10 protein-coding genes are annotated in these 21,752 nt (G+C 63.0%); 7 read left to right on the top strand and 3 right to left on the bottom strand.

Annotation, left to right across the window (positions count from 1 at the left end):
• Positions 1 to 357: 357 nt before the first annotated feature.
• On the bottom strand, positions 358 to 621 hold the full coding sequence (locus tag QIW53_RS04715; protein WP_085578243.1) for a DUF2790 domain-containing protein: 264 nt from the start codon (positions 619 to 621) through the stop codon (positions 358 to 360).
• A gap of 475 nt (positions 622 to 1,096) precedes the next feature.
• Here QIW53_RS04715 and acs point away from each other — a divergent pair, with 475 nt between their 5' ends.
• The 7 genes from acs (at position 1,097) to argR (ending at position 9,042) form a co-directional block, all read left to right on the top strand.
• Positions 1,097 to 3,052 carry an acetate--CoA ligase gene (gene acs / locus QIW53_RS04710; RefSeq protein WP_192305769.1) on the top strand — a complete coding sequence of 652 codons (1,956 nt, stop codon included), beginning with the start codon at positions 1,097 to 1,099 and terminating at the stop codon, positions 3,050 to 3,052.
• A 698-nt stretch (positions 3,053 to 3,750) separates the two neighbouring features.
• Entirely contained in the window at positions 3,751 to 4,524 is a 774-nt protein-coding gene (locus QIW53_RS04705; protein WP_371048510.1) for an ABC transporter substrate-binding protein, read from the top strand.
• Between the two features lie 91 nt (positions 4,525 to 4,615).
• A complete protein-coding gene (locus QIW53_RS04700; protein WP_192305773.1) occupies positions 4,616 to 5,305 on the top strand; it encodes an ABC transporter permease in 690 nt (229 codons plus the stop codon).
• Positions 5,302 to 6,000, top strand: coding sequence for an ABC transporter permease (locus tag QIW53_RS04695; protein WP_201193305.1), 699 nt, complete (start codon positions 5,302 to 5,304; stop codon positions 5,998 to 6,000). The genes QIW53_RS04700 and QIW53_RS04695 overlap by 4 nt, the downstream gene beginning before the upstream one ends.
• 1 nt (position 6,001) lies before the next feature.
• Complete coding sequence (locus tag QIW53_RS04690; RefSeq protein ID WP_371048509.1) at positions 6,002 to 7,126, top strand: M14 family metallopeptidase; 1,125 nt, start codon at positions 6,002 to 6,004, stop codon at positions 7,124 to 7,126.
• 27 nt (positions 7,127 to 7,153) lie between these two features.
• A complete protein-coding gene (locus QIW53_RS04685) occupies positions 7,154 to 7,918 on the top strand; it encodes an ABC transporter ATP-binding protein (RefSeq protein ID WP_192305779.1) in 765 nt (254 codons plus the stop codon).
• A 143-nt stretch (positions 7,919 to 8,061) separates the two neighbouring features.
• Entirely contained in the window at positions 8,062 to 9,042 is a 981-nt protein-coding gene (gene argR / locus QIW53_RS04680; protein ID WP_192305781.1) for a transcriptional regulator ArgR, read from the top strand.
• A 176-nt stretch (positions 9,043 to 9,218) separates the two neighbouring features.
• Here the strand turns inward: argR and QIW53_RS04675 are convergent, their stop codons facing one another.
• A complete protein-coding gene (locus QIW53_RS04675; protein WP_371048508.1) occupies positions 9,219 to 13,925 on the bottom strand; it encodes a dermonecrotic toxin domain-containing protein in 4,707 nt (1,568 codons plus the stop codon).
• Between the two features lie 93 nt (positions 13,926 to 14,018).
• Entirely contained in the window at positions 14,019 to 21,689 is a 7,671-nt protein-coding gene (locus QIW53_RS04670; RefSeq protein ID WP_371048507.1) for a dermonecrotic toxin domain-containing protein, read from the bottom strand.
• Between the last annotated feature and the right edge of the window lie 63 nt (positions 21,690 to 21,752).

Here is a 21,752-nt window from a genome sequence, read left to right as displayed (position 1 = left end):
GCCATCGGCAGCCAGCTTGGACGCGCCAACGTGGTCAGCACCATCGGCGGCGAAGGAGGCCGATGCGGTGGAGAAGGCAGCCGAACCCGTGCGGTCGTAACCGTCAGCGGCGAAGGTGTTGGCGGCCAGTACGGAAAGGGTCAGGGCGAGAATCAGTTGGGTTTTCATGGTGGTTGCTCCAGTTCGCAGTCGTTGTATGTCTTGGTGTGGAATTCATACTACGCCGATCAATTTGATTAAAAAGCGCAAATAAATGCTTAAATCAATCGTATAAATCGATCTATACGGTTCGGCGCTTCATCGGCCTGGACAGCGAGGCGAATGGGTCGAACCGTTTAGAAGGAAGAGGGGCGGTGATCAGCCGTTGGAGCAGCCGTTGCCCATGACGCTGTAGCGCAGGATATGGCGTTGGCCTTTGGAGTCGTCGTATTCCATTTTCATGGGAACCACTTCGCAGACATTGGGCACTTCGCTCATCGATACAACTTTGGCGATGTCCAAGTGTGTGGAGTAAGTGTATTCCTCGATAACCGGTTGTTGCTGTGCGACATCAGTCGGGACCTCGTCTGCCATGGCGGTTGCGCACAGGCTGGAGAGGGCCAGAACTAATAAAGCTTTCATTTCGTTTTTACCTTTTAGAGGTCGAGTGGGGTCACGCAACCTTTTTGGGGTTGCGTGTGGAACTTGATTACCGGAGTTTTGATTAACGGCCTTCGTGGGGGCTGCAACTGTGTTAATCAGGTTTGCCTTGTTGGCGGAGCGAATTCTAGGCGTGGGGTCGGGATTCATATAGGCCGGGTTTTGATAAACACCTTTGGCAGATTTTGTAACAATCGCTGACCCGGGTGCTTTGGGTGTTCTGATTTTTTGTGGTAGCGGGCTTGCTCGCGATAGCGGTTTATCCGTGAGTGCTTCGGTGACTGACAGACCGCAATCGCGAGCAGGCTCGCTCCCACAGGGGGAGGGCGGAGATGGTCAGAAGCTTGTCACGACAATTTGTAGGGGATTGTTACTACCATCGTCGAATGGTTCTATGGTGCTGGCCCGGCTAAAACTGGTGCCATACAAAAACAACTATTCCACCGAGGTAAGAAAGATGAGTGCGGCTTCTCTGTATCCCGTTCGTCCCGAGGTAGCGGCCAACACGCTGACCGACGAGGCAACCTACAAAGCCATGTACCAGCAGTCGGTCGTCAACCCTGACGGTTTCTGGCGCGAACAAGCCAAGCGCCTCGACTGGATCAAGCCTTTCACCACGGTGAAACAGACGTCGTTCGACGATCACCATGTCGACATCAAGTGGTTCGCCGACGGCACCCTGAACGTTTCCTACAACTGCCTCGACCGCCATCTGGCCGAGCGCGGCGACCAAGTCGCGATCATCTGGGAAGGCGACGATCCTTCCGAAAGCCGCAACATCACCTACCGCGAACTGCACGAGCAGGTCTGCAAGCTCGCCAACGCCCTGCGTGGCCAGGACGTGCACCGCGGCGATGTGGTGACTATCTACATGCCGATGATCCCCGAGGCCGTGGTCGCCATGCTGGCCTGCGCCCGCATCGGTGCGATCCACTCGGTAGTCTTCGGTGGTTTCTCGCCGGAAGCCCTGGCCGGCCGCATCATCGACTGCAAGTCGAAAGTGGTGATCACCGCCGACGAAGGCATCCGCGCCGGCAAGAAGGTATCGCTCAAGGCCAACGTCGACGACGCCCTGACCAACCCGGAAACCAGCAGCATCCAGAAGGTCATCGTGTGCAAGCGCACCGGTGGCGACATCAAGTGGAACCAGCACCGCGACATCTGGTACGAAGACCTGATGAAAGTGGCGGGCACCGTGTGTGCGCCAAAAGAGATGGGCGCTGAAGAAGCGCTGTTCATCCTTTACACCTCCGGTTCCACCGGCAAGCCCAAGGGCGTGCAGCACACCACCGCCGGTTACCTGCTGTACGCGGCCATGACCCATGAGCGCGTGTTCGACTACCGCCCGGGCGAAATCTACTGGTGCACCGCCGACGTCGGCTGGGTCACCGGTCACTCCTACATTGTCTACGGGCCGCTGGCCAACGGCGCGACCACGCTGCTGTTCGAAGGCGTGCCGAACTACCCGGACATCACCCGGGTGGCGAAGATCGTCGACAAGCACAAGGTCAACATCCTCTACACCGCACCGACCGCGATCCGCGCCATGATGGCGTCCGGCACCGCAGCGGTCGAAGGGGCGGACGGCAGCAGCCTGCGCCTGTTGGGTTCGGTCGGCGAGCCGATCAACCCGGAAGCCTGGGACTGGTACTACAAGAATGTCGGCAAATCCCGTTGCCCGATCGTCGACACCTGGTGGCAGACCGAAACCGGCGGCAACATGATGAGCCCGCTGCCAGGCGCCCACGCCCTCAAGCCGGGTTCGGCGGCGCGTCCGTTCTTCGGTGTGGTGCCGGCGCTGGTCGACAACCTGGGCAACATCATCGAGGGCGAGGCCGAGGGCAACCTGGTGATTCTCGATTCGTGGCCAGGCCAGGCGCGTACGCTGTACGGTGACCATGACCGCTTCGTCGACACCTACTTCAAGACCTTCCGTGGCATGTACTTCACCGGTGACGGTGCGCGTCGCGATGCCGACGGTTACTACTGGATCACCGGGCGTGTGGACGACGTGCTCAACGTGTCCGGCCACCGCATGGGCACCGCCGAGATCGAGAGCGCGATGGTGGCGCACCCGAAAGTCGCCGAGGCCGCCGTGGTCGGTGTGCCGCACGACATCAAGGGCCAAGGCATCTATGTCTACGTCACCCTCAATGGCGGCGAAGAGCCGAGCGAGCAACTGCGCGTCGAGCTGAAGAACTGGGTGCGCAAGGAGATCGGGCCGATTGCTTCACCGGACGTGATCCAGTGGGCGCCGGGGCTGCCGAAGACCCGTTCGGGCAAGATCATGCGCCGGATTCTGCGCAAGATTGCCACGGCCGAGTACGATGGCTTGGGCGATATCTCGACCCTGGCCGATCCGAGCGTAGTGGCGCATCTGATTGATACGCACAAGACGATGAATGTGGCTTAAGCGCCGGTTCTGAGTGACTGAGAAGCCCCGTCGGTGTTGAGCTGGCGGGGCTTTTTTTGTCTGGGGATTCTGTGGTGTTCAGGCGGGCCTCTTCGCGGGCAAGCCCGCTCCCACAGTGTTTTGGGGGGGCACGCATAATGCGTCCACTGGAGATCCCTGTAGGAGCGAGCATGCTCGCGATGACGCCCGCCCAAACACCGGATAACTCCCCGGCCAATAATTATCGACATCTCCTGTCATCCAATTCCCACTGTTACCCGTCACTCTTCAAGTAACTGAATGTGTAACCAGCCGCACCGACCCGGGGCATCCAGAAACGCCCCTGCCCCAATCAGGGCCACAAAATCCGCTGAAAAAAATAACACCCCACGCTGCGCTTGCCGGATTAGAAGGCTTTGCCAATAATAGGCCCGCAATTTGCAGCATAGATCGGTTCACTGTCTTTTGCTCTTGCATGAATTTGCAGGGCTGTCAACGTGTCCGGGCGGCTTTCTCGTGGCATCTGTAACTAGTTGTCGCATTGAAGAAATATCGACCTCGGGCCTGTCGTTAGAATGCCGATCACTCGCTCGTCGTTGCCCGTGTTGAAAATCCCGCGGGCTTCCTAGGACGTAGCAATACATTTCCGGTCCCACTCATTCGCATATTGGGCTGTCGCTCACTCTGCCGTTTTAGCCCTTTACCGATGGAGTCCCAAGATGAAGAAACTCGTGCTGCTTGGCGCCCTGGCACTGTCCGTGCTGTCCCTGCCCACCTTCGCCGATGACAAGCCTGTGAAAATCGGTATCGAAGCGGCCTACCCTCCGTTCGCCTCGAAAGCGCCGGACGGCAGCATCGTCGGTTTCGACTACGACATCGGCAACGCCCTGTGCGAAGAGATGAAGGTCAAGTGCGTGTGGGTCGAGCAAGAGTTCGACGGCCTGATCCCGGCGCTTAAAGTGCGCAAGATCGACGCGATCCTGTCGTCGATGTCGATCACCGAAGATCGCAAGAAGTCCGTGGACTTCACCAACAAGTACTACAACACCCCGGCTCGCCTGGTCATGAAGGAAGGCACCCAGGTCAGCGACGGCCTGACCGAGCTCAAGGGCAAGAACATCGGCGTGCAGCGTGGTTCGATCCACGAGCGTTTCGCCCGCGAAGTCCTGGCCCCGCTGGGTGCCGAGATCAAGCCTTACGGCTCGCAGAACGAAATCTACCTGGACGTGACGGCCGGTCGCCTCGACGGCACCGTGGCAGACGCTACGCTGCTTGATGACGGTTTCCTGAAAACCGACGCTGGCAAGGGCTTCGCGTTCGTTGGCCCGGCCTTCACCGACGTCAAGTACTTCGGCGACGGCGTGGGTATCGCAGTGCGCAAGGGTGATGCGCTCAAGGACAAGATCAACAGCGCCATCGTGGCCATCCGTGAAAACGGCAAATACAAGCAAATCCAGGACAAGTACTTCGCCTTCGATATCTACGGCAAGTAACACGTCCCGGCGACAAGTCCGAAATGGCGCAAGCAACAGGATCTCTGCGGTTTGCGCCATTTTTTCATCCCAACATTCGAGGACCTGAATCATGTTGAAAGGCTACGGGGCTGTCATCCTCGATGGCGCATGGCTGACGCTTCAGCTCGCCTTGTCGTCCATGGCGCTGGCCATTGTCCTGGGGCTGATCGGCGTGGCGCTGCGTCTGTCGCCGGTGCGCTGGCTGGCGTGGCTGGGTGACCTGTATTCCACGGTGATTCGCGGGATCCCCGACCTGGTGCTGATCCTGCTGATTTTCTACGGCGGCCAGGACCTGCTCAACCGCGTGGCACCGATGCTCGGCTACGACGACTACATCGACCTCAACCCACTGGCCGCCGGTATCGGCACCCTGGGCTTCATCTTCGGTGCGTACCTGTCGGAAACCTTCCGTGGCGCCTTCATGGCGATCCCCAAGGGGCAGGCCGAAGCCGGCATGGCCTACGGCATGAGCAGTTTCCAGGTGTTCTTCCGGGTGATGGTGCCGCAGATGATTCGCCTGGCGATTCCGGGCTTCACCAACAACTGGCTGGTATTGACCAAGGCCACCGCACTGATTTCGGTGGTGGGCCTGCAAGACATGATGTTCAAGGCCAAGCAGGCGGCGGATGCCACCCGCGAGCCTTTCACCTTCTTCCTCGCAGTGGCGGCGATGTACCTGGTGATCACCAGCGTCTCGTTGCTGGCATTGCGTCACCTCGAGAAGCGCTACTCGGTAGGCGTAAGGGCGGCTGAGCTATGATCTTCGACTACAACGTCATCTGGGAGGCCTTGCCGCTGTACTTCAGCGGTTTGCTGACCACCCTCAAACTGCTCGCGCTGTCGCTGTTCTTCGGCCTGCTGTGCGCGTTGCCCCTGGGCCTGATGCGCGTCTCGAAGAACGCGGTGGTCAACGGCGCCGCCTGGCTCTACACCTACGTGATCCGCGGCACGCCGATGCTGGTGCAGCTGTTCCTGATCTACTACGGCCTGGCCCAGTTCGAAGCGGTGCGCGAAAGCTTCCTCTGGCCGTGGCTGTCCAGCGCCACGTTCTGTGCCTGCCTGGCGTTTGCCATCAACACCAGCGCCTACACCGCGGAAATCATCGCCGGCAGCCTGCGCGCCACGCCGAACGGCGAGATCGAGGCGGCCAAGGCCATGGGCATGTCGCGCTTCAAGATGTACAAGCGCATCCTGTTGCCATCGGCCCTGCGCCGGGCGCTGCCGCAGTACAGCAACGAAGTGATCATGATGTTGCAGACCACCAGCCTGGCCTCCATCGTGACCCTGATCGACATCACCGGTGCCGCGCGCACGGTCAACGCCCAGTATTACCTGCCGTTCGAGGCGTACATCACGGCGGGTGTGTTCTACCTGTGCCTGACCTTCATCCTGGTGAAGCTGTTCAAACTGGCCGAGCGCCGCTGGCTGGGCTACCTGGCCCCGCGGAAGCACTGATATGGAACGTATCGACCATGTATTGCCCTGGAGCCACCTGGGCAGCGAGCGGCAAATCTCGGTGTTCAGCTTTGGGAATAGAGAGTGCAGTGGTGAGCGCAAGGCCTACATCCAGGCCAGCCTGCACGCCGATGAACTGCCGGGCATGCGCACCGCCTGGGAGCTGAAAAAGCGCCTGGGCGAACTCGAAGCCCAGGGCCTGCTCAACGGTGTGATCGAACTGGTGCCGGTGGCCAACCCGCTGGGCCTCGGTCAACTGTTGCAGGGCAATCATCAAGGGCGTTTCGAGGCGGGCAGCGGCAAGAACTTCAACCGTGATTTCGTCGAACTCAGCGCGCCCGTCGCCGCACAACTCGCCGGGCACCTGGGCGACGACCCGCACGCCAACATCCGCCTGATCCGCCAGGCCATGAGCGATCACCTGGCGGCGTTGCCTGCCGCTGCGAGCCAGCTGCAAGGCATGCAGCGCATCCTGCTCAGCCATGCCTGCACGGCGGACGTGGTGCTGGACCTGCATTGCGATGCCGAAGCGGCGCTGCACATGTACGCCTTGCCGCAACACTGGCCGCAGTGGCGTTCGCTGGCCGCGCACCTGAACGTCAAGGTCGGCCTGCTGGCCGAGGATTCCGGTGGCAGCTCGTTCGATGAAGCCTGTTCGCTGCCATGGCTGCGCCTGTCGCGGCTGTTCCCCGACGCGCAGATTCCCCTGGCGTGCCTGGCGACGACCGTCGAGCTGGGTGGCCAGGCCGACACCGCTCGCGACGATGCCGAGGCCTATGCCGAAGGCATCCTGGCGTTCCTCGCCGAACAGGGGCTGATCGGCGGCGAATGGCCAAGACCGGCGCAGGAGCCTTGTGAAGGCATGCCGTTCGAAGGTACCGAGTTGCTGTTCGCGCCGCACCCGGGCGTGGTCAGTTTCCTGCGCAGGCCCGGCGAGTGGATCGAAGCCGGCGACGAGATTTTCGAAGTGATCGATCCGTTATCGGATCGGGTGAGCACCGTGTGTGCGGGTACGTCCGGGGTGCTGTTTGCCATTGAACGGCTGCGTTATGCCCAACCCGGTTTCTGGCTGGCCAAGGTGGCGGGGCGCGAAGCGCTGCGTCACGGGCGCTTGCTCAACGACTGACTGACTGTTTTTGTGAGAACCGACAGCATGTACAAACTTGAAGTCCAAGACCTGCATAAACGCTATGGCAGTCACGAAGTGCTCAAGGGCGTGTCCCTGAAAGCGGCCGCCGGCGATGTGATCAGCATCATCGGCTCCAGTGGCTCCGGCAAAAGTACCTTCCTGCGCTGCATCAACCTGCTGGAGCAGCCGCACGCGGGCCGTATCCTGCTCAACAACGAAGAGTTGAAGCTGGTGGCGAACAAGGACGGTGCGATGAAGGCCGCCGATCCGAAGCAGCTGCAGCGCATGCGCTCGCGCCTGTCGATGGTGTTCCAGCATTTCAACCTGTGGTCGCACATGACCGCGCTGGAAAACATCATGGAAGCGCCGGTCCACGTACTGGGCGTGCCCAAGGCCGAAGCCCGCGAGAAAGCCGAGCACTACCTGAACAAGGTCGGCGTGGCCCATCGCAAGGACGCCTACCCGGGGCACATGTCCGGCGGCGAGCAGCAGCGCGTGGCGATCGCCCGGGCGCTGGCGATGGAACCGGAGGTGATGCTGTTCGACGAACCGACCTCGGCGCTCGACCCGGAGCTGGTCGGTGACGTGCTCAAGGTGATGCAGGCCCTGGCCCAGGAAGGCCGCACCATGGTGGTGGTGACCCACGAAATGGGCTTCGCCCGTGAAGTGTCGAACCAGTTGGTGTTCCTGCACAAAGGCGTCGTCGAAGAAAGCGGCAACCCGCGTGAAGTGCTGGTGAACCCGCAATCGGAGCGTTTGCAGCAATTCCTGTCGGGTAGCCTGAAGTAATCCGGGCGACTTGCACTATTCCCAGTGGGAGCTGGCAAGCCAGCTCCCACTGGGATCACCACCAGTTCCGAGATTTGTTTGCGTTTACGGGCTAGCATAGTGGCCCATGCCTTCATCACTGTTTTTGCTTCGGATTGCCCGCCATGACTGCCCATCGAATTGGTTTCCTGATTTGGCCCAGCACTAAAGCCCTGACGCTTGCGCTGGCTGAGGAGGCCTTGCGTGTGGCCCAGCGTGTGCATCCGGAGGTGGTCTACGAACTGTCGTTCCTGCAGGCCGAAGCGCCGGGCGAAGGCGCCTGGCAATTGCCGGGCGAGGCCTGGACCGGCAAGCTCGAGAATTTCCAGAAACTGTTCCTGCTCGCCGACGAGCCACCGACCGCGATGACACCGGCACTGAGCAGCGCGCTCAAGCAACTGGTGCGCGCCGGTTGTGTGATCGGCGGCTTGTCGGCCGGGGTCTACCCGCTGGCGCAGCTCGGTCTGCTCGACGGTTATCGCGCCGCCGTGCACTGGCGCTGGCAGGACGACTTCGCCGAACGCTTCCCCAAAGTCATCGCCACCAGCCACCTGTTCGACTGGGATCGCGATCGCCTGACCGCGTGCGGCGGCATGTCGGTGCTCGACTTGCTGCTGGCGGTGTTGGCCCGGGATCACGGTGCGGAACTGGCCGGTGCCGTGTCGGAAGAGCTGGTGGTGGAGCGCATCCGCGAAGGCGGCGAGCGTCAGCGCATTCCATTGCAGAACCGCTTGGGCTCCAGCCATCCGAAGCTCACCCAGGCGGTGCTGCTGATGGAAGCCAACATCGAAGAGCCGCTGACCACCGACGAAATCGCCCAGCACGTGTGCGTGTCCCGTCGGCAGCTGGAGCGGATCTTCAAGCAATACCTCAACCGCGTGCCGAGCCAGTATTACCTGGAACTGCGTCTGAACAAGGCCAGGCAGATGTTGATGCAAACCAGCAAGTCGATCATCCAGATCGGCCTGTCCTGCGGCTTCTCTTCGGGGCCGCACTTCTCCAGCGCCTACCGCAACTTCTTCGGCGCCACCCCGCGCGAAGACCGCAACCAGCGACGCAGCAGCAGCCCATTCGAGCTGTCATCGGTCCCCTCAGAGCGCGGCTGACGGCTCCCTCCAATGTAGGAGCGGGCTTGCTCCGGGCGGCGTTCCGACGATGAGCCGGCACAGCCAACATCACCGGCGACTGACCCACCGCTTTCGCGAGCAAGCCCGCTCCCACAATGTATTGAGTGGTTCCAGGCTATTGAGAACGCCTCCAAAACCTGTGGGAGCGTCACTCCCTACTCATCCGCGCCCGATTCCTGGGACGTGCTCATCTGCACTTCGCCGCGCTGGATCACGGCTTCGATGCCGAAATCGATGCCGGTCTTTTCGTAGTGGGCGATAAGGCGCAGCAGCGTGGCTTCGCTGAACGGGTTGTTGGACAGGTGCAGGACATCCGCCTGGTCCGTCGTCATTTCCAGGATGTCGCTGGGGACATCGGTGATGGCGTTGTTGCTCAGGTCTACCCAGTCCAGTGCGGCTTTGTCGAGCAAACCATGGGGGATTTCCCGCAGGCCTGTGTCATGCATCACCACGGTCGCGAGGCTTTGCATCTGGCTGAAGTCCGGGGTGAGTTGCAGTGGGTTGTGCGCCAGGTCGAGGTACTCGATACCCTCCATGCCCGCCAACGCGCTGGCCGATTGCGCTGACAGGGTGATCCGGCAGTTGGGCAGCGACAGTGAGTTCAACGGGCCCATCTTGAACACCGCCTCAGGCAGATTGCCCAGGTCAAAGTCGCGCAGCTTCAGGCGTTTCAGTTTGGGGAACGCCTCGAGGAAACGCCCGATGCGTGTCGCGCCATGGTCGCTGCGCAACTCCAGCGCCGAGACATGGCTGAAGTCGGCGCGCAGGGTCGGCAGCTCACCGTGAATCACCGAATCGACCACCAGCTCATAGGTGGGTTCGAGCAGCTCATTGAATTCGTCCAGCTCCATGTCCTGACGCCAGCAGCGTTGCAGCGCCTGCATGAAGGCATCGCGGTTGAGGTGCTCGGTCAGCACCTGATCGGCGGTGAAGGGTTCGCCGGACACCGGGTGCAGCGCTGGCAGGTCAGCGGTCCAGGCGGACAGGTCGTGACCCAGTTGCGCCAGCTCGGCCTCCAGCCGGGTCAGCTCGCTCAGGCTGTCGGCCCAGGTGCCGGGCAGTTCGTAGAGGAAGTCGCTGGCCTGTGCCGATTCCAGGTTCGGGTACAGCGCCATGACCCGCTGAATATCCGCCGCCGGTGCCGACACCCCGAGATCGTAGGCGGTCTGGAAGTAATGCAGCTTGATCTGTTCCCGCGACGCCTCGGTGAGCGGGTTATTGGACAGGAACACCCCACGCTTTTCATGCACCGGGCTGTCGAACAGACCGGCCGGCAACTGGTCGATGGCGTTGTTCATCAACATCAGGGTGTTGAGCCCGGTGTGTTGCGTGGCGCCACGGGGCAGGGCGGTCAAGCCGGTGTCGCTCAAGTCGAGGTGGACCAGCCCCGGCATCGATTCGATCCCCGGCACGGCGTCAAACGCATTGCGGTTGAGATCGAGGACCTTGAGTTTGTTCATCGACGCCAGTTTTTTCCAGGCGATGCCGTCGAACTGAATTCCGCAATCGCTGAGGATCAAGGTTTCGAGGTGCGGCATGTTCGCGATCGCGTCGGGCAGCCGGTCGAGGGTGAAACGGCGCAGCTCCAGTCGGCGCAACCCGCTGAACCGCTGCAGAAAGGCCGGGATGCCGTGCGCGGCGCGGTGGCCCTCGAGGGTCAGTACCGAAACGTCGGGAAAATTGGCCGTGAGGAGGGGCAGGTCGCCCGGAATCGGCTCGCTGAACCGCAGCGTGTAGCGAAAGTCACCATCGCCTGCTTCGACGTCACGCTCGGACTGGCGTCGCCAACTGCGGCGGATTTCCTGCGCCAGCAAACGGCGATTGTTGCGCGTCCCCTGCTGTTCGCTGTCACTCAGCGCCAACCCGGTTTCCGGGTCGAGGACCGGGGTGTCGTTGATCCAGCGGCTCAGATCGCGATGCAATTGATGCAGTTCACTGGCCCGCCGCGTGAGTTCCATGCGGGCGCCATCGGGATGGCTGCGCAGGCTGGCAATCACCGCGCTCAATTCCTCTTCGTCCAGCCCGCGATAGAGTTCGAGCACCCGGTTCTCCAGCGTGGGGATTGCGCTGCCATGGCGGCGCGGGTAACCCTGGGTGCCGCCGGGCAGGCGCATGGTCGACGGGTCGTAAACGGGTTTTCGCAGCGGGTGTTTGGCGAACAGCGTGCGCAGTCGCGGCTGGTTCGTCGCGACGTCGACGATGCGTTTTTTCAGCGCCCGGCTGTCTTCGCCGACAAGCCCCAGCGTGTCGCGCTCGGCCTGGGTCAGGGTGCCCAGGAGCACCTGGTAGAAGGTGCCGTGTCGATCCGGGTTTTCATGCAGGTGAAAGGTGTCGTCCTGCTCGTTGACCAATGTCTTGACGTCCGGTGCGTCGGTTTCGCCGAGGCTGTCCAGCACCTCGCCGGTGTGCGAGTACTGGCGCACCTCGATGCGCAGGCGGGTCGGCCAGCCGGGCATGGATTCCAGGCTGTGCAGGGCCAGCCGGCGGGTGTCCACGGTTTCCATGTCGGGCAGGTAGAACCCCTCGTATGCCCGGGCGACCCGCACCGCTTCCAGGGCCTTGTACGCCAGATCGGTCAGGCGCCGTGGCGTGCGGCCGTGGTGCATGTCCAGGCGTTCGCTGGCGGTGGCGTTGGCCACCAGTTCCCCGGCGATGTCGGTCGGCAGCCCGCGCACGGCGCCTTGCAGCAGTTGGATGTCGCGGTCGCTGGTTTGCTCGCTGTCACGGTAGCGCGATTCGAACAGCGACAGGCGCTGGTGCAGCGCTTGCTCACGGTCGGGGTGCTGGCGGGCGGGGTCGTCGATCAGGGCCTGGATATCGCGGTCGATCCTGAAGCGTTTGATCGTGTCGGTCAGCAGCGAAGGCGGGCGCTGGTGCTCGACGTGGACCTCGCGCAAGACGTTGTGGTGGAAGCCGCTGATGCGCAGGATCTGCTCGCGTTCGGCGTGGCTGAATGACTCGACGCTGTGGCCGAGGCGGCGCATCACGGTGTCTCGATCCCAGGTGATCGGGTCATCCAGCACGGTCTGCCAGGCGCCGTGGTGGTTGTGTTGCAACGTCGGCTGATAGGCCTCGGCGCGGGTCGGATGCTCGATCTGGAATTCGCCGTGGCTGTCCGGTTTCACGGCGTAAAGCTTGTCCTCCAGGCGCAACAGGGTCTTGCCCTGGTGTCGATACAGGCCCAGCTCATCGGGCCTGGCGCTTTTCGGCAGTTCGAGCGCCTGCTCGTAGGGCGTCAGGTCCTGCCGCCAGTAGCGGGTTTTGCCAGCGTTGCGCACCGGTTTGAACGACGAGAACAGGGCTACGGTTTGCGCGGGCAGCAAGCGACTGAACGCATTGGCCGCCATGGCGCCGCCCACGGCGAAGACCCCGAGTTGCACCGCCGTTTGCGCGATGTTGAGCAACTGGCCCAGCGCCTGGGTTTTCAAACCTTCGGCCCAGTCGACGATGCCTTCGAAGGATTCGTCGAGGACCTGATAAGCCAGGTAGGCCAGCATCAACTCGCCGAGAAACGGCACGAACGGCAGGGCCACGAACGACACCACTTCGACAATCGTGCTGGCGATTTTCCCCAGGGCGTCCCACAGCGCCCAGCGCGCGGCGCGGTCGGCGCTGGCGGTGGAGACCGCCAGGGTGCGCGCGTCGTTGAGGATTTTGTTCAGGTGTTGCTGGTAGAGGTGGGGCCACAGTTCAGCGTTGATCGGGTTGACCGAGAACTGCAGGTTGGGGGTGTCGATGGGCGTGTTGCGCCAACTCGGCTGCGAGTCGCCGGGCTGGCGTTGATGCCAGGTGACGCGGCCCAGGCGCTGGGCGAGGTTGGCAAAGAAATGCCCGCGTTCGCCATGATCGACGAAGCGGCTGAAAAACGCCTGGTAGGCGGGAGAGCGCAGTTTGCGGGTCAGGTCGCCGATGAACGCCTGGGCGTTCTCGTAGTGTTTGAGCGGCGCCTCGGGGTCGTCGGGAATGTACGCCACTACCGGCAGGGCTCGCCGAGCGCCTTGCAGTTCGGCGGCGAACACCAGGATTCCGGTCAAGGTCGAGGCCATCATGCTCAGGCTGTGGCCGCGCAACGTGCGGTTGTCCGCGCGCGGGGCCTGGAGAACCTGCTCGTGGATCGCTCGATAAACATCTTCTGGCAGGTCCTTGCGCAGGTGCGCCATTTCCAGGGCGGCCCGCAGCGCGGTTTTGTGCGACTGGATGACATAGGTTTTGATCACCTCGCCGGCCACCCGGTTGTTCAGCCCCAGGGATTCCTTGAGGTAGGCCTGGTAGCGGGCGCCGATGTCCAGCTCGCGGCACAACTGGGTAAAACGCTGAATCGGCAGTTGCCGTTTGATCGCTGGCAAGGTGTCGAACTGCCCGCCGGCCGAGGGCTCGGTGATGTAGGTCGAGTCTGGCTCGTAGGCTTCGTCGCGTGTTTCCGAGGCCTGGAAGTTGTGCAGTGCCGCGTCCAGCAGTGACACCGTCCAGGTGCGCGCGGCACCGGACGTAATCGGCAACCAGGGAATGTGCTGCGGGATGTACAGGCGCAGGAAGGTGGTCTTGACGTCCAGTTCGAGGCCGAAGCGGCTGCTCAACGCCGCCGTCAGCAGCGGCTCGGCGAAGTCCCGGGCGTTTTGCAGCCTGGCCAGCCGTGACTCCAGGCGCGTGCGCTCGATCATGTGCTGGTCGCTGGCGTTTTTCAGCGCCTGCCATTGCTCGCGGGTCGCGAGCGCGTGCCATGAGGGACGTTGCAGGTCCGCGTCGGCCAACCTGTCGCGGGTGGCCGGCGATGCCTTGAGCAGCCACGGCGGCAGGTTGTTGAATGCAGGATGAAAGTGCACGTCGGGCAAGGCCGTCCATGGAGGTTCCGGGTGATTCATTGCGCAGTCCTTAGCGGTTGATTGGGTTTCCAGCAAAACAAAGGGCGCCTGGCCCTGTGCGGTACATAGTTAACGCACAAGGCCAGGGCGGACTCAGTGCTCCATATCGATGCCATTCGCCGGGTCATCGGCGCGTGGCCGTTGCGTCAAGCCGTCGATGCCCAGGCTGTTGCCTGTTTCACGAAAGTGCGCGGCGATGCGCTCCAGGCTTTGCGCTGACAGTGGGTTGCCGCGCAAGTCAAAGCCCTGGGTGAAGTGGGCAGCGGCTTGCGTCAGTTCGATCGGTACCTGGGTGATGGCGTTGTAGCTCAGCTCGGCACTGAGCAAACCGTGGTTGGCGAGCAGCCCTTTGGGCATGACGGTCAATCCGGTGTGGCTCAGATCCAGCGAGGTCAGGTCCTGCATGTGGCTCAGGTCGGGCTCCAGGCCCAGCGGATTGCCGCGCAGGTTCAGGCTGTCGAGGTCGTGCAGGCCGGCCAGTTTGTCCACCGATACCCTGTCCAGGGTGATGTGGCATTCCGGCAGGCTCAACGCGGTCAACTGGCGCATGTTGAAGATGGCGTCGGGAATCCTCTCCAGTCGATAACCGCGGATCGCCAGACGGGTCAGGTTGGGGAAGTGCTCGAGAAAGCGGCCGATCCGCGGAGCGTGGGGGCCGCTGTGGGCCAGGTAGAGTTCCAGGACATTGCCGAAGTCAGCCGTCAGCACCGGCAAGTCGCCGAAGAACGACGCGTTGAACTTGAAGCTGAGTTCATCGGCGAAGCGGTTTTCCACCGGGATGGTTCGCCAGCATTGTTCCAGGCTGTCCTTGAACGCCCGCCGCCGCTCTTGCTCCTGTGCCCGTGCGGAGGCGTCGAGCGGTTCGCCGGTGGTCGGGTGGTGGGCGGTATCTGCGACCCAGGCGTCGAGGTCGTCGATCAGCGTGGCCAGCTCGGTTTGCCGGCGAGCCAGTTCAACGCGACCCTCCGCCAGGGTGCCGGGCAGGGCAAAGATCAGGTGGCTGGCTTCGATGCTGTCCAGGCCTGGGTACAGCGCCAGGGCGTGCTCGATGTCTGCCGGGGCGGCCGAGGCGCCGAGGTCGCTGCCGGTTCGCTGCCAGTAGGCTTTCAAGCGTTCAAGCGTCGCCTCGGACAGCGGGTTGTTGGTCAGGTCGAAACCGTCGCCGTTGGCCCCCGGCAATTGATAGAGCGCTGGCGGCAATTCAGTGATCAGGTTGTCGCGCAACAGGGCGGTGTTCAACTCGGGAAGGCTCGCCACGCCGGGAGGCATGCGCTCGATGCCGGTGCCGGAAAAGTCGATGAACGTCAGGGTTTTCAGGGGTGTGAGGTCCGGTGCGCGGCCCAGCGGGTTATCGAACAGGTCGAGCATTTTCAAGCGTGGCAACGCGCCGAGCACGGCTTGCCCTTCGTCATCGAAGACCACGCCGCAACGGCCCAGGACCAGAAACTCCAGGGTGGGTATGCGGGCAATCTCGGAGGGAATCCGGCCCAGGTCGAAATGACGCAGTTCCAGGTGTTGCAGGCCGCTGAAGCAGTCGAGGAAACGCGCCTGCATGCGCAGGGCATCATGACCTTTGAGGGACAGCAGCGAGACATGGCTGAAGTCGGCGGTCAGCGCCGGCATCTCACCGATGAACGACGGCTCGGCGATGAAGGTGTTGTCCCGCAGCTCCGGCGTGTTGGGCACCCGCTGGCGCCAGAATTGCTCCAGCTGCTGCGCGAACGATTGCCGTGCAATGTGCTCGGCGTCGATCTCCTGGACATCCAGCGTGTGCCCGAGTGATGGGTGTCGGGCGGGGACGTCCTGAGTCCAGTGATCGAGGTCTTCGGTCAACTGGCTGATTTCGGCTTCCCAACGGGTCAACTGCGCACGACCGTCCTCGAGCGTTCCCGGCAGCTTGTAGATCACATGGCTGGCATCCTCTTTATCCATCATCTTGAACAACGCCTGAACCCGGCCGATCTCTGCCTGCCCGGCGGGCACGGCAAAGTCACGACCGGTGGCGGCGTAGTGGATCTTGATCTGCTCCCGGCTGTCGGCCGACAGCGGGTTGTGGCTCAGGTTGATGCCGTCGGCGAAACGCTCGTTGACCGAGAACAACTCGTCGGGCAGCTCGGCGATCCGGTTGTTGTAAAGCGTTGCAATCCTCAGGTTCTCCAGGTGGGTGAAGCCCTTTGGCAATTGGGTGATCCCGGTGTCGGCCAAACGCAGTTCATTGAGTAACGGCATGGCCGTGATATCCGGAGCGACCGTCAGCGGGTTGTCGCTCAGGTTTAGCGCTTCGAGGCCATCGAGTGACGAAAGGACGGCCTGGCCCTCTGGGGTCAGGGTCATCTGGCAGCGCGTCAGGGTCAGTTCCCGAAGCGCTGACATCTGCGTCAGCCCCGGGGGGACTCGATCCAGGGCGAAGTCATGCAGGTCGAGGGTGTGAAGATTGGGGAACCGTTCGAGGAACCGCTCGCTGCCGAGAACGCCCGGGTTGCCGGCGAGGCTCAGGCTGGTCACATGGCCGAAATCCGCCGTGATCGGCGGCAGGTCGCCGCAGAAGTTCAGGTTCAGGACGAAGGTGTCGGCGCGCTTCTGCTCAGGGTCGGGGCGACTGCGCCAGTATCGCTCCAGGTCCTGGGAAAACTGCATCCTGGCCCGTTGCTCGGTGAATCGCTGATCGGCATTGAGCGGTTCACCGCTGACCGGATGATGCTCCGGCACGTTTTTCACCCACGCCGCGAAGGTGTCGATCAGTTGCGTGAGTTCCGACGCCCAGCGCTGCAGGTGCTCGCGGCCCTCTTGCAAGGTGCCGGGCAGGTCGTAGATCACATCGCTGGCGTCCTCCTCGTCCAAGGTGGGGAACAATTGTTGCACCTGCCTGATGTCGGCCTCGTCAGCGCGCACGCCCAGGTCTTCTCGCTGGTCCTGAAAGTAGCTTTTGATCCGTTCACGGGTGGCGAGCGACAACGGGTTATGCGCGAAATCCAGGCCATCGACTTGTGCCGCAGACAACGTGAAGAACTCATCGGGCAGGGCGGTAATGCGGTTGCCACTGAGCACGGCGGTCATGAGTTCGGTGTGCCCGGCAAGACCGACCGGGATCGTCGACAATTCGCACTGGCTCAGGTCCAGGTAGGTGAGCGCGGGCAGCCGTGTCAGGTCGGGCGGGCTGCCCAGTGGGTTGTTGGCCAGTTCCAGGGTACCGAGCATGTGCGGTGCGGCCAGCGCCAGTTGGCCATCGGCCGGTAGCGTCAGGTGGCAATGGTCGAGGCTCAGGGTGCGCAGCTTCGGCATTCTCGCCAGCGCCGGGGGCAGGTGGTTGAGCGTGAAGTCCTTGAGGTGCAGGCCCCGCAGGCCGGGGAAGCGTTGCAGGAACGGGTCGATGGCACTGATGTGGGGATTGCCGACGAAGGTCAGCAGCGGCACATGACTGAAATCGGCGCCGAGTGCGGGTAGATCGCCGATGAACTTCAATTCCAGCCGGAACCGCTCGGGATGGTCGCTGAATCGATTGCGCCAGAACGACTCCAGTGATCGGGCGAAGACTTCCCTGGCCACCTGTTCGGTAAACCTCTCGTTGATGTTAAGCGGCCGATGTGTCGCGGGATCGCGCTCCGGGGTGTCGTTTTCCCAGCGCGACAGGTCGCCGACCAGGACGGTGAGTTCGGCTTCCCAGCGGGTCAGTTGTTCTCGGCCTTCGGCCAGCGTTCCGGGCAGGCGATAGAGCAGGTCGGTGACCTGCCCGATGTTCATTTGCGGAAACAGGTTGCTCACCCGAGCGATATCCACGTGTTCGGGCAACACGGTGAAGTGCGTGCCGGTGCGCAGGTAATGACGTCTGATCCGTTCGCGGGTGGCAGTGGACAGCGGGTTGTCGGCAAAACAGTAGCCGTTGCTCAGTTCGGCGCCCAGTGTGTAGAGCGGCTCGGGCAATTCGGTGATGGCGTTGTTGGAGAAGTTGCCAATGATCAGTTGCGGATGATCGAGCAAGTCGGCGGGCGCCGTGCGGATGCCGGTGGCGGCCAGGTTGACTTCGCGCAACGTCGGTATGGCGTGCAGGTCAGGTGCGTGCGCCAGTGGATTGTTTTGCAGATCCAGCAGTGACAGCAGCGGTGAGGAGGCGAGGATCCGCTGGTCGGACGGCGACAGCGAGAGGGCGCAGTTGCGCGCCACCAGTTGGCGCAGCTCCGGCATGGCGGTGATGGCCTGGGGCAGGCCTGGCAGCTCGAAGTTGACCATGTCCAGATGCACCAGGCCGGGCAGGTTCTGCAAAAAGCCATCGAGGCCGGTGGTGCCGCTGCTGCCGTTGATCTGCAGCGAAGCGACATGGGCGAAGTCGGCGCTCAGGGGCGGCAGCTCGCCGGGGATCGAGCCCGGCACGAACAGCATGTAACCGACAGGGTTGCGGGTTTCCCGGCGCCAGCATTGCAGCAGGGCGTCCTTGAACAAACGGCGTGCCTGGCGGGCGTCCTGGTATTGCGCCTCGGTCAGCACGCCCCCTTGGCGGTCGACGGTCGGGGTCTGGTTGACCCAGCGTCCCAGGTCATCGGCCAGTCGCGTGAATTCGTTGCCCAGGCGCGACAACTCGGCCCGTACCCCGTCGGGGTGGTTGCGCAATCGCGTCAGCAGCGCGTCGATTTCATCCATGTAATACCCGGGAAACAGCGCCTGGGCGCGTTGTTCCAGGGTGAAGGGCAGTTCCTGGGAGGTGGGCTCCGTGCGCAGCAGGCGGCGATAACCCTGGACGGTCACCAGGCGCAGGGTGTCGAGGGCAGGCGCCTGCACCGGTGGGTGGGAAATCGCCACGCGCAGTTCACTGCGTGCCAGCGGGCGTTCGCGTATCGCGGCTTTGAGCTGCTGCCCCTGGCCGATGTGCAGGTTCAGCGCCTGGCGTTCCGAGTCGGGCAGGGCGTACAGAAGGCTCGAATAGAAATCGGTGACCGAATGCAGCGCCTGGCCGCGATCGTCGAAAGGCTGGTAGCGACCGTCGGCCTGGCGCACAAGGATTTTCTGCAGCGGGGCCTGCGCCGTTCCGGCGCTGTCCAGCCGGCGTCCTTCATAGCTGCCGTCGCGGACCTCGATACGCACCTCGTGGGTCCAGCCGGGTAACTGTTGCAGGCTGTGCAGCGCCAGGGTCTCGGTGTCGGGATTGTTCACCGAATCCAGCTCCAACCCTTCGAAGGCACGGGTGACGCGCACTTCCTGGTTGGCCAGCTCGATCAGCGCCTGTTGCCGCGCGGGAAGTTGACCCTGGCGGATTTGCTGGAGTTCTTCGGTGGTCGCGGTGTCGGCCAGCTCCCGCGCGACGCTGAGTGGCAGGTGTGGATCGTGTTGCGCGATCTGGCGAACCCGTGGGTCGTCGGTCTGCTCAAGGGATTGGTAGCGTGATTCAAACAGCGCCGTGCGGTGTTCCCGGGCCAGGTCCACCAGTTGTTTCCTGAGGGCACGGGTCCGACTGTCGAGCGACGGTGTCGGGTCACCAAACCCTTCGCCCAGCAGCGTTTTGATCTCGCTGTCGTCGAGGGTCTGCAACAGCGTTTGCAGGAGGTCGCCCTGCGTCAGGTCATAGCCGCCTGCTTCAATGAATTGCAGGGGTTTGTCCGCTGGCCAGCGCGGGTGCTGCTTGAGCAGTTGCAGCAGCAACGAGGGCTCGGCGAGCAGGTGTTGCTCGGGCGATTCGCTTTCCAGCTGCCCGATCAACCGCTCAAGGTCGTCATCGATGCGAAAGCGCTTGATGCTGTCGGCCAGCAGGGGCGGCAAGGATTGTTGATTGACGTGCATCTGGCGCAGCGCGTCCTCGGAGCAGCCGCTGACTTGGAGCAGCCGTTCGCGCCGGGCCTCGGAAAAGTCTTCGACCGAATGGCCGATGCGCCGTAGCGCGGTGGAGGTGTCCCACTCCAGCGGCTGCTCGAGTTCGGTGTGCCAGGCGCCGTCGCCGTTGTGGTGCAGTGGGGGGCGGTACGCGTCCGGCCGGGTCGGGTGTTCGATGTGGTATTGGCCGGTGAGCGGGTTTTGGCTCACCGCGTAATGGGCCTGGTCGATGGGCAGCAGCTGTTTGCCTTGATGGGCGCGCAGGCCCTGCGCATTGACGTCGGCCCCGGCGGCGGGCGCCGGGTGTTCATAGGCCGTAAGGTCGGGTTTCCAGTAACGGGTTTTTCCATTGGCCAGGGTCACCGGCTTGAAACGGTCGATGAACGCCACGACCTCCTTGGGCAGCACCTTGCGGTATTCCCCCGCGCCAATCGCCGCGCCCGCTGCGAACACCCCCAGTTGCACCAGCGATTCCACGGCCCCCATCAAGTGTTCGAAGCCTTCGCGGGTTTGTCCCAGCGTCCAGTCGATCACCCCCTCGAAGGTTTCATCGAGCAGTTGATACGCCATGTAGGCCATCATCAATTCCCCCAGCCCCGGGACGAAGGGCGCGACGATCAGGGCGGCTGTCTGCAGAATCTCGGAGGCAACTTCGACGAAGGAATCCCACCGCGCCCAACGTGCCTGGCGATCGGCGGAGGCGGTGGAAACAGCGAGGGTGCGGGCGTCATTGAGGATCTTGTTCAGTTTGCCCTGATACAGGTGTCGCCACAGGTCGCCGTCAATCAGTGTGGCGGCGAATTGCAGGTCCGGTTTTTCCACGGGGCTTGGCCGCCAGGATGGCAAAGCGCTGCCGGCCACCGGCTCGTGCCATGTGACTGTGCTCAGACGCGCGTTCAGCGTGGCAAAAAACACGCCGCGTTTATCGTGCGCCACGAAGCGGCTGAAGAACTGCTGGTACTGCGGCGAGCGCAACTGGTGGGTCAACTCGGCGGCCATCTCGGCGCTGGAGGCGTACTGCTTGACCGGGTGCTCGGGGTCGCCCGGCACGTAGGCGACCACTGGCACTGCTTGCCGCGACCGTTCCAGGTCCGGGGCAAACAGCAGGATGCCGGTCAGGCTCGCCGACATCATCGTCAGGTCGTGGCAGCGCAGCGCCTGGCCATTGATGCGCATGCCTTGCAACCCGTCGAGCAGGCCGCCGATCAAGCGCAGATGTTGCTCGTCGAGGTCACCGTGCATCCGTGCCCACTGCAGGGCCGCCCTCAGGGCGGCTTGCTCGCTGGCGTCGATTTTCAGGCGCATGACGGCGGCGCTTACCGGCTCGTCCAACCCCAGGCTCTCCTTCAGGCTGGCCTGATATTGCGCACCGATGTCGAGGGTTCTGCATAGGCGGATGAACGCCGGAATGCTCATCACCTGCTTGATCTGGGGCAGGGTGTCGAATGGACCGGTCGGTGCACTGATGTAGGTCGAGTGCCTTTCGTAGGCATCGGCCTCGCTCTCCTGCGCGTCGAAGTTATGCAGGGCCGCGTCCAGCAAGGAAACGGTCCAGGCGCGGGCGCCGGTTTTCAGCGCAAACCCGGGCACGCTGACCGGCACGTACAGGCGCAACCAGGTGTTTCTCACGTCCAGGTCCAGGCCGAACTGGTTGTTCAGCGCGGCCCTGAGCAAGGGTTCGGCGAAGGCGCTGGCGTCCTGCAGGTGTTCCAGGCGTTTGTCGACCGCGCTTTGTGCGCTCCAGTGCGCGGCAGTCAGGGTCTGGAGGGTCTGGTGCTGTTCGGGCGACGCCGCCTGCAATGCCTCGGCGAGCCGCGGTGGCGTGGCCTTGAGTGCCTGGCGCTGAGCGGGCGAGACCTGGCCAAGCCAGTCGGGCAGGGCGTTGCCGAGGTGCTGGTAGTGGCTGTCGGGGTGTTCTGAGGGTGCCGCGCTGACCGTGGCCGAGCGATCCTGGACCTGCTGCATCGTGCGTTTCCTTGAGCGTTTGGAGAGTGCGCAAGCAAATCAAGGAAGGGAACGGGGCAGGCG

It is taken from the genome of Pseudomonas fluorescens (genome assembly GCF_041354075.1).
Classification (GTDB): domain Bacteria; phylum Pseudomonadota; class Gammaproteobacteria; order Pseudomonadales; family Pseudomonadaceae; genus Aquipseudomonas; species Aquipseudomonas fluorescens_CE.
The sequence above is the reverse complement of the archived record's forward strand: the minus strand, read 5'-3'. Positions and strand labels throughout refer to the sequence as shown.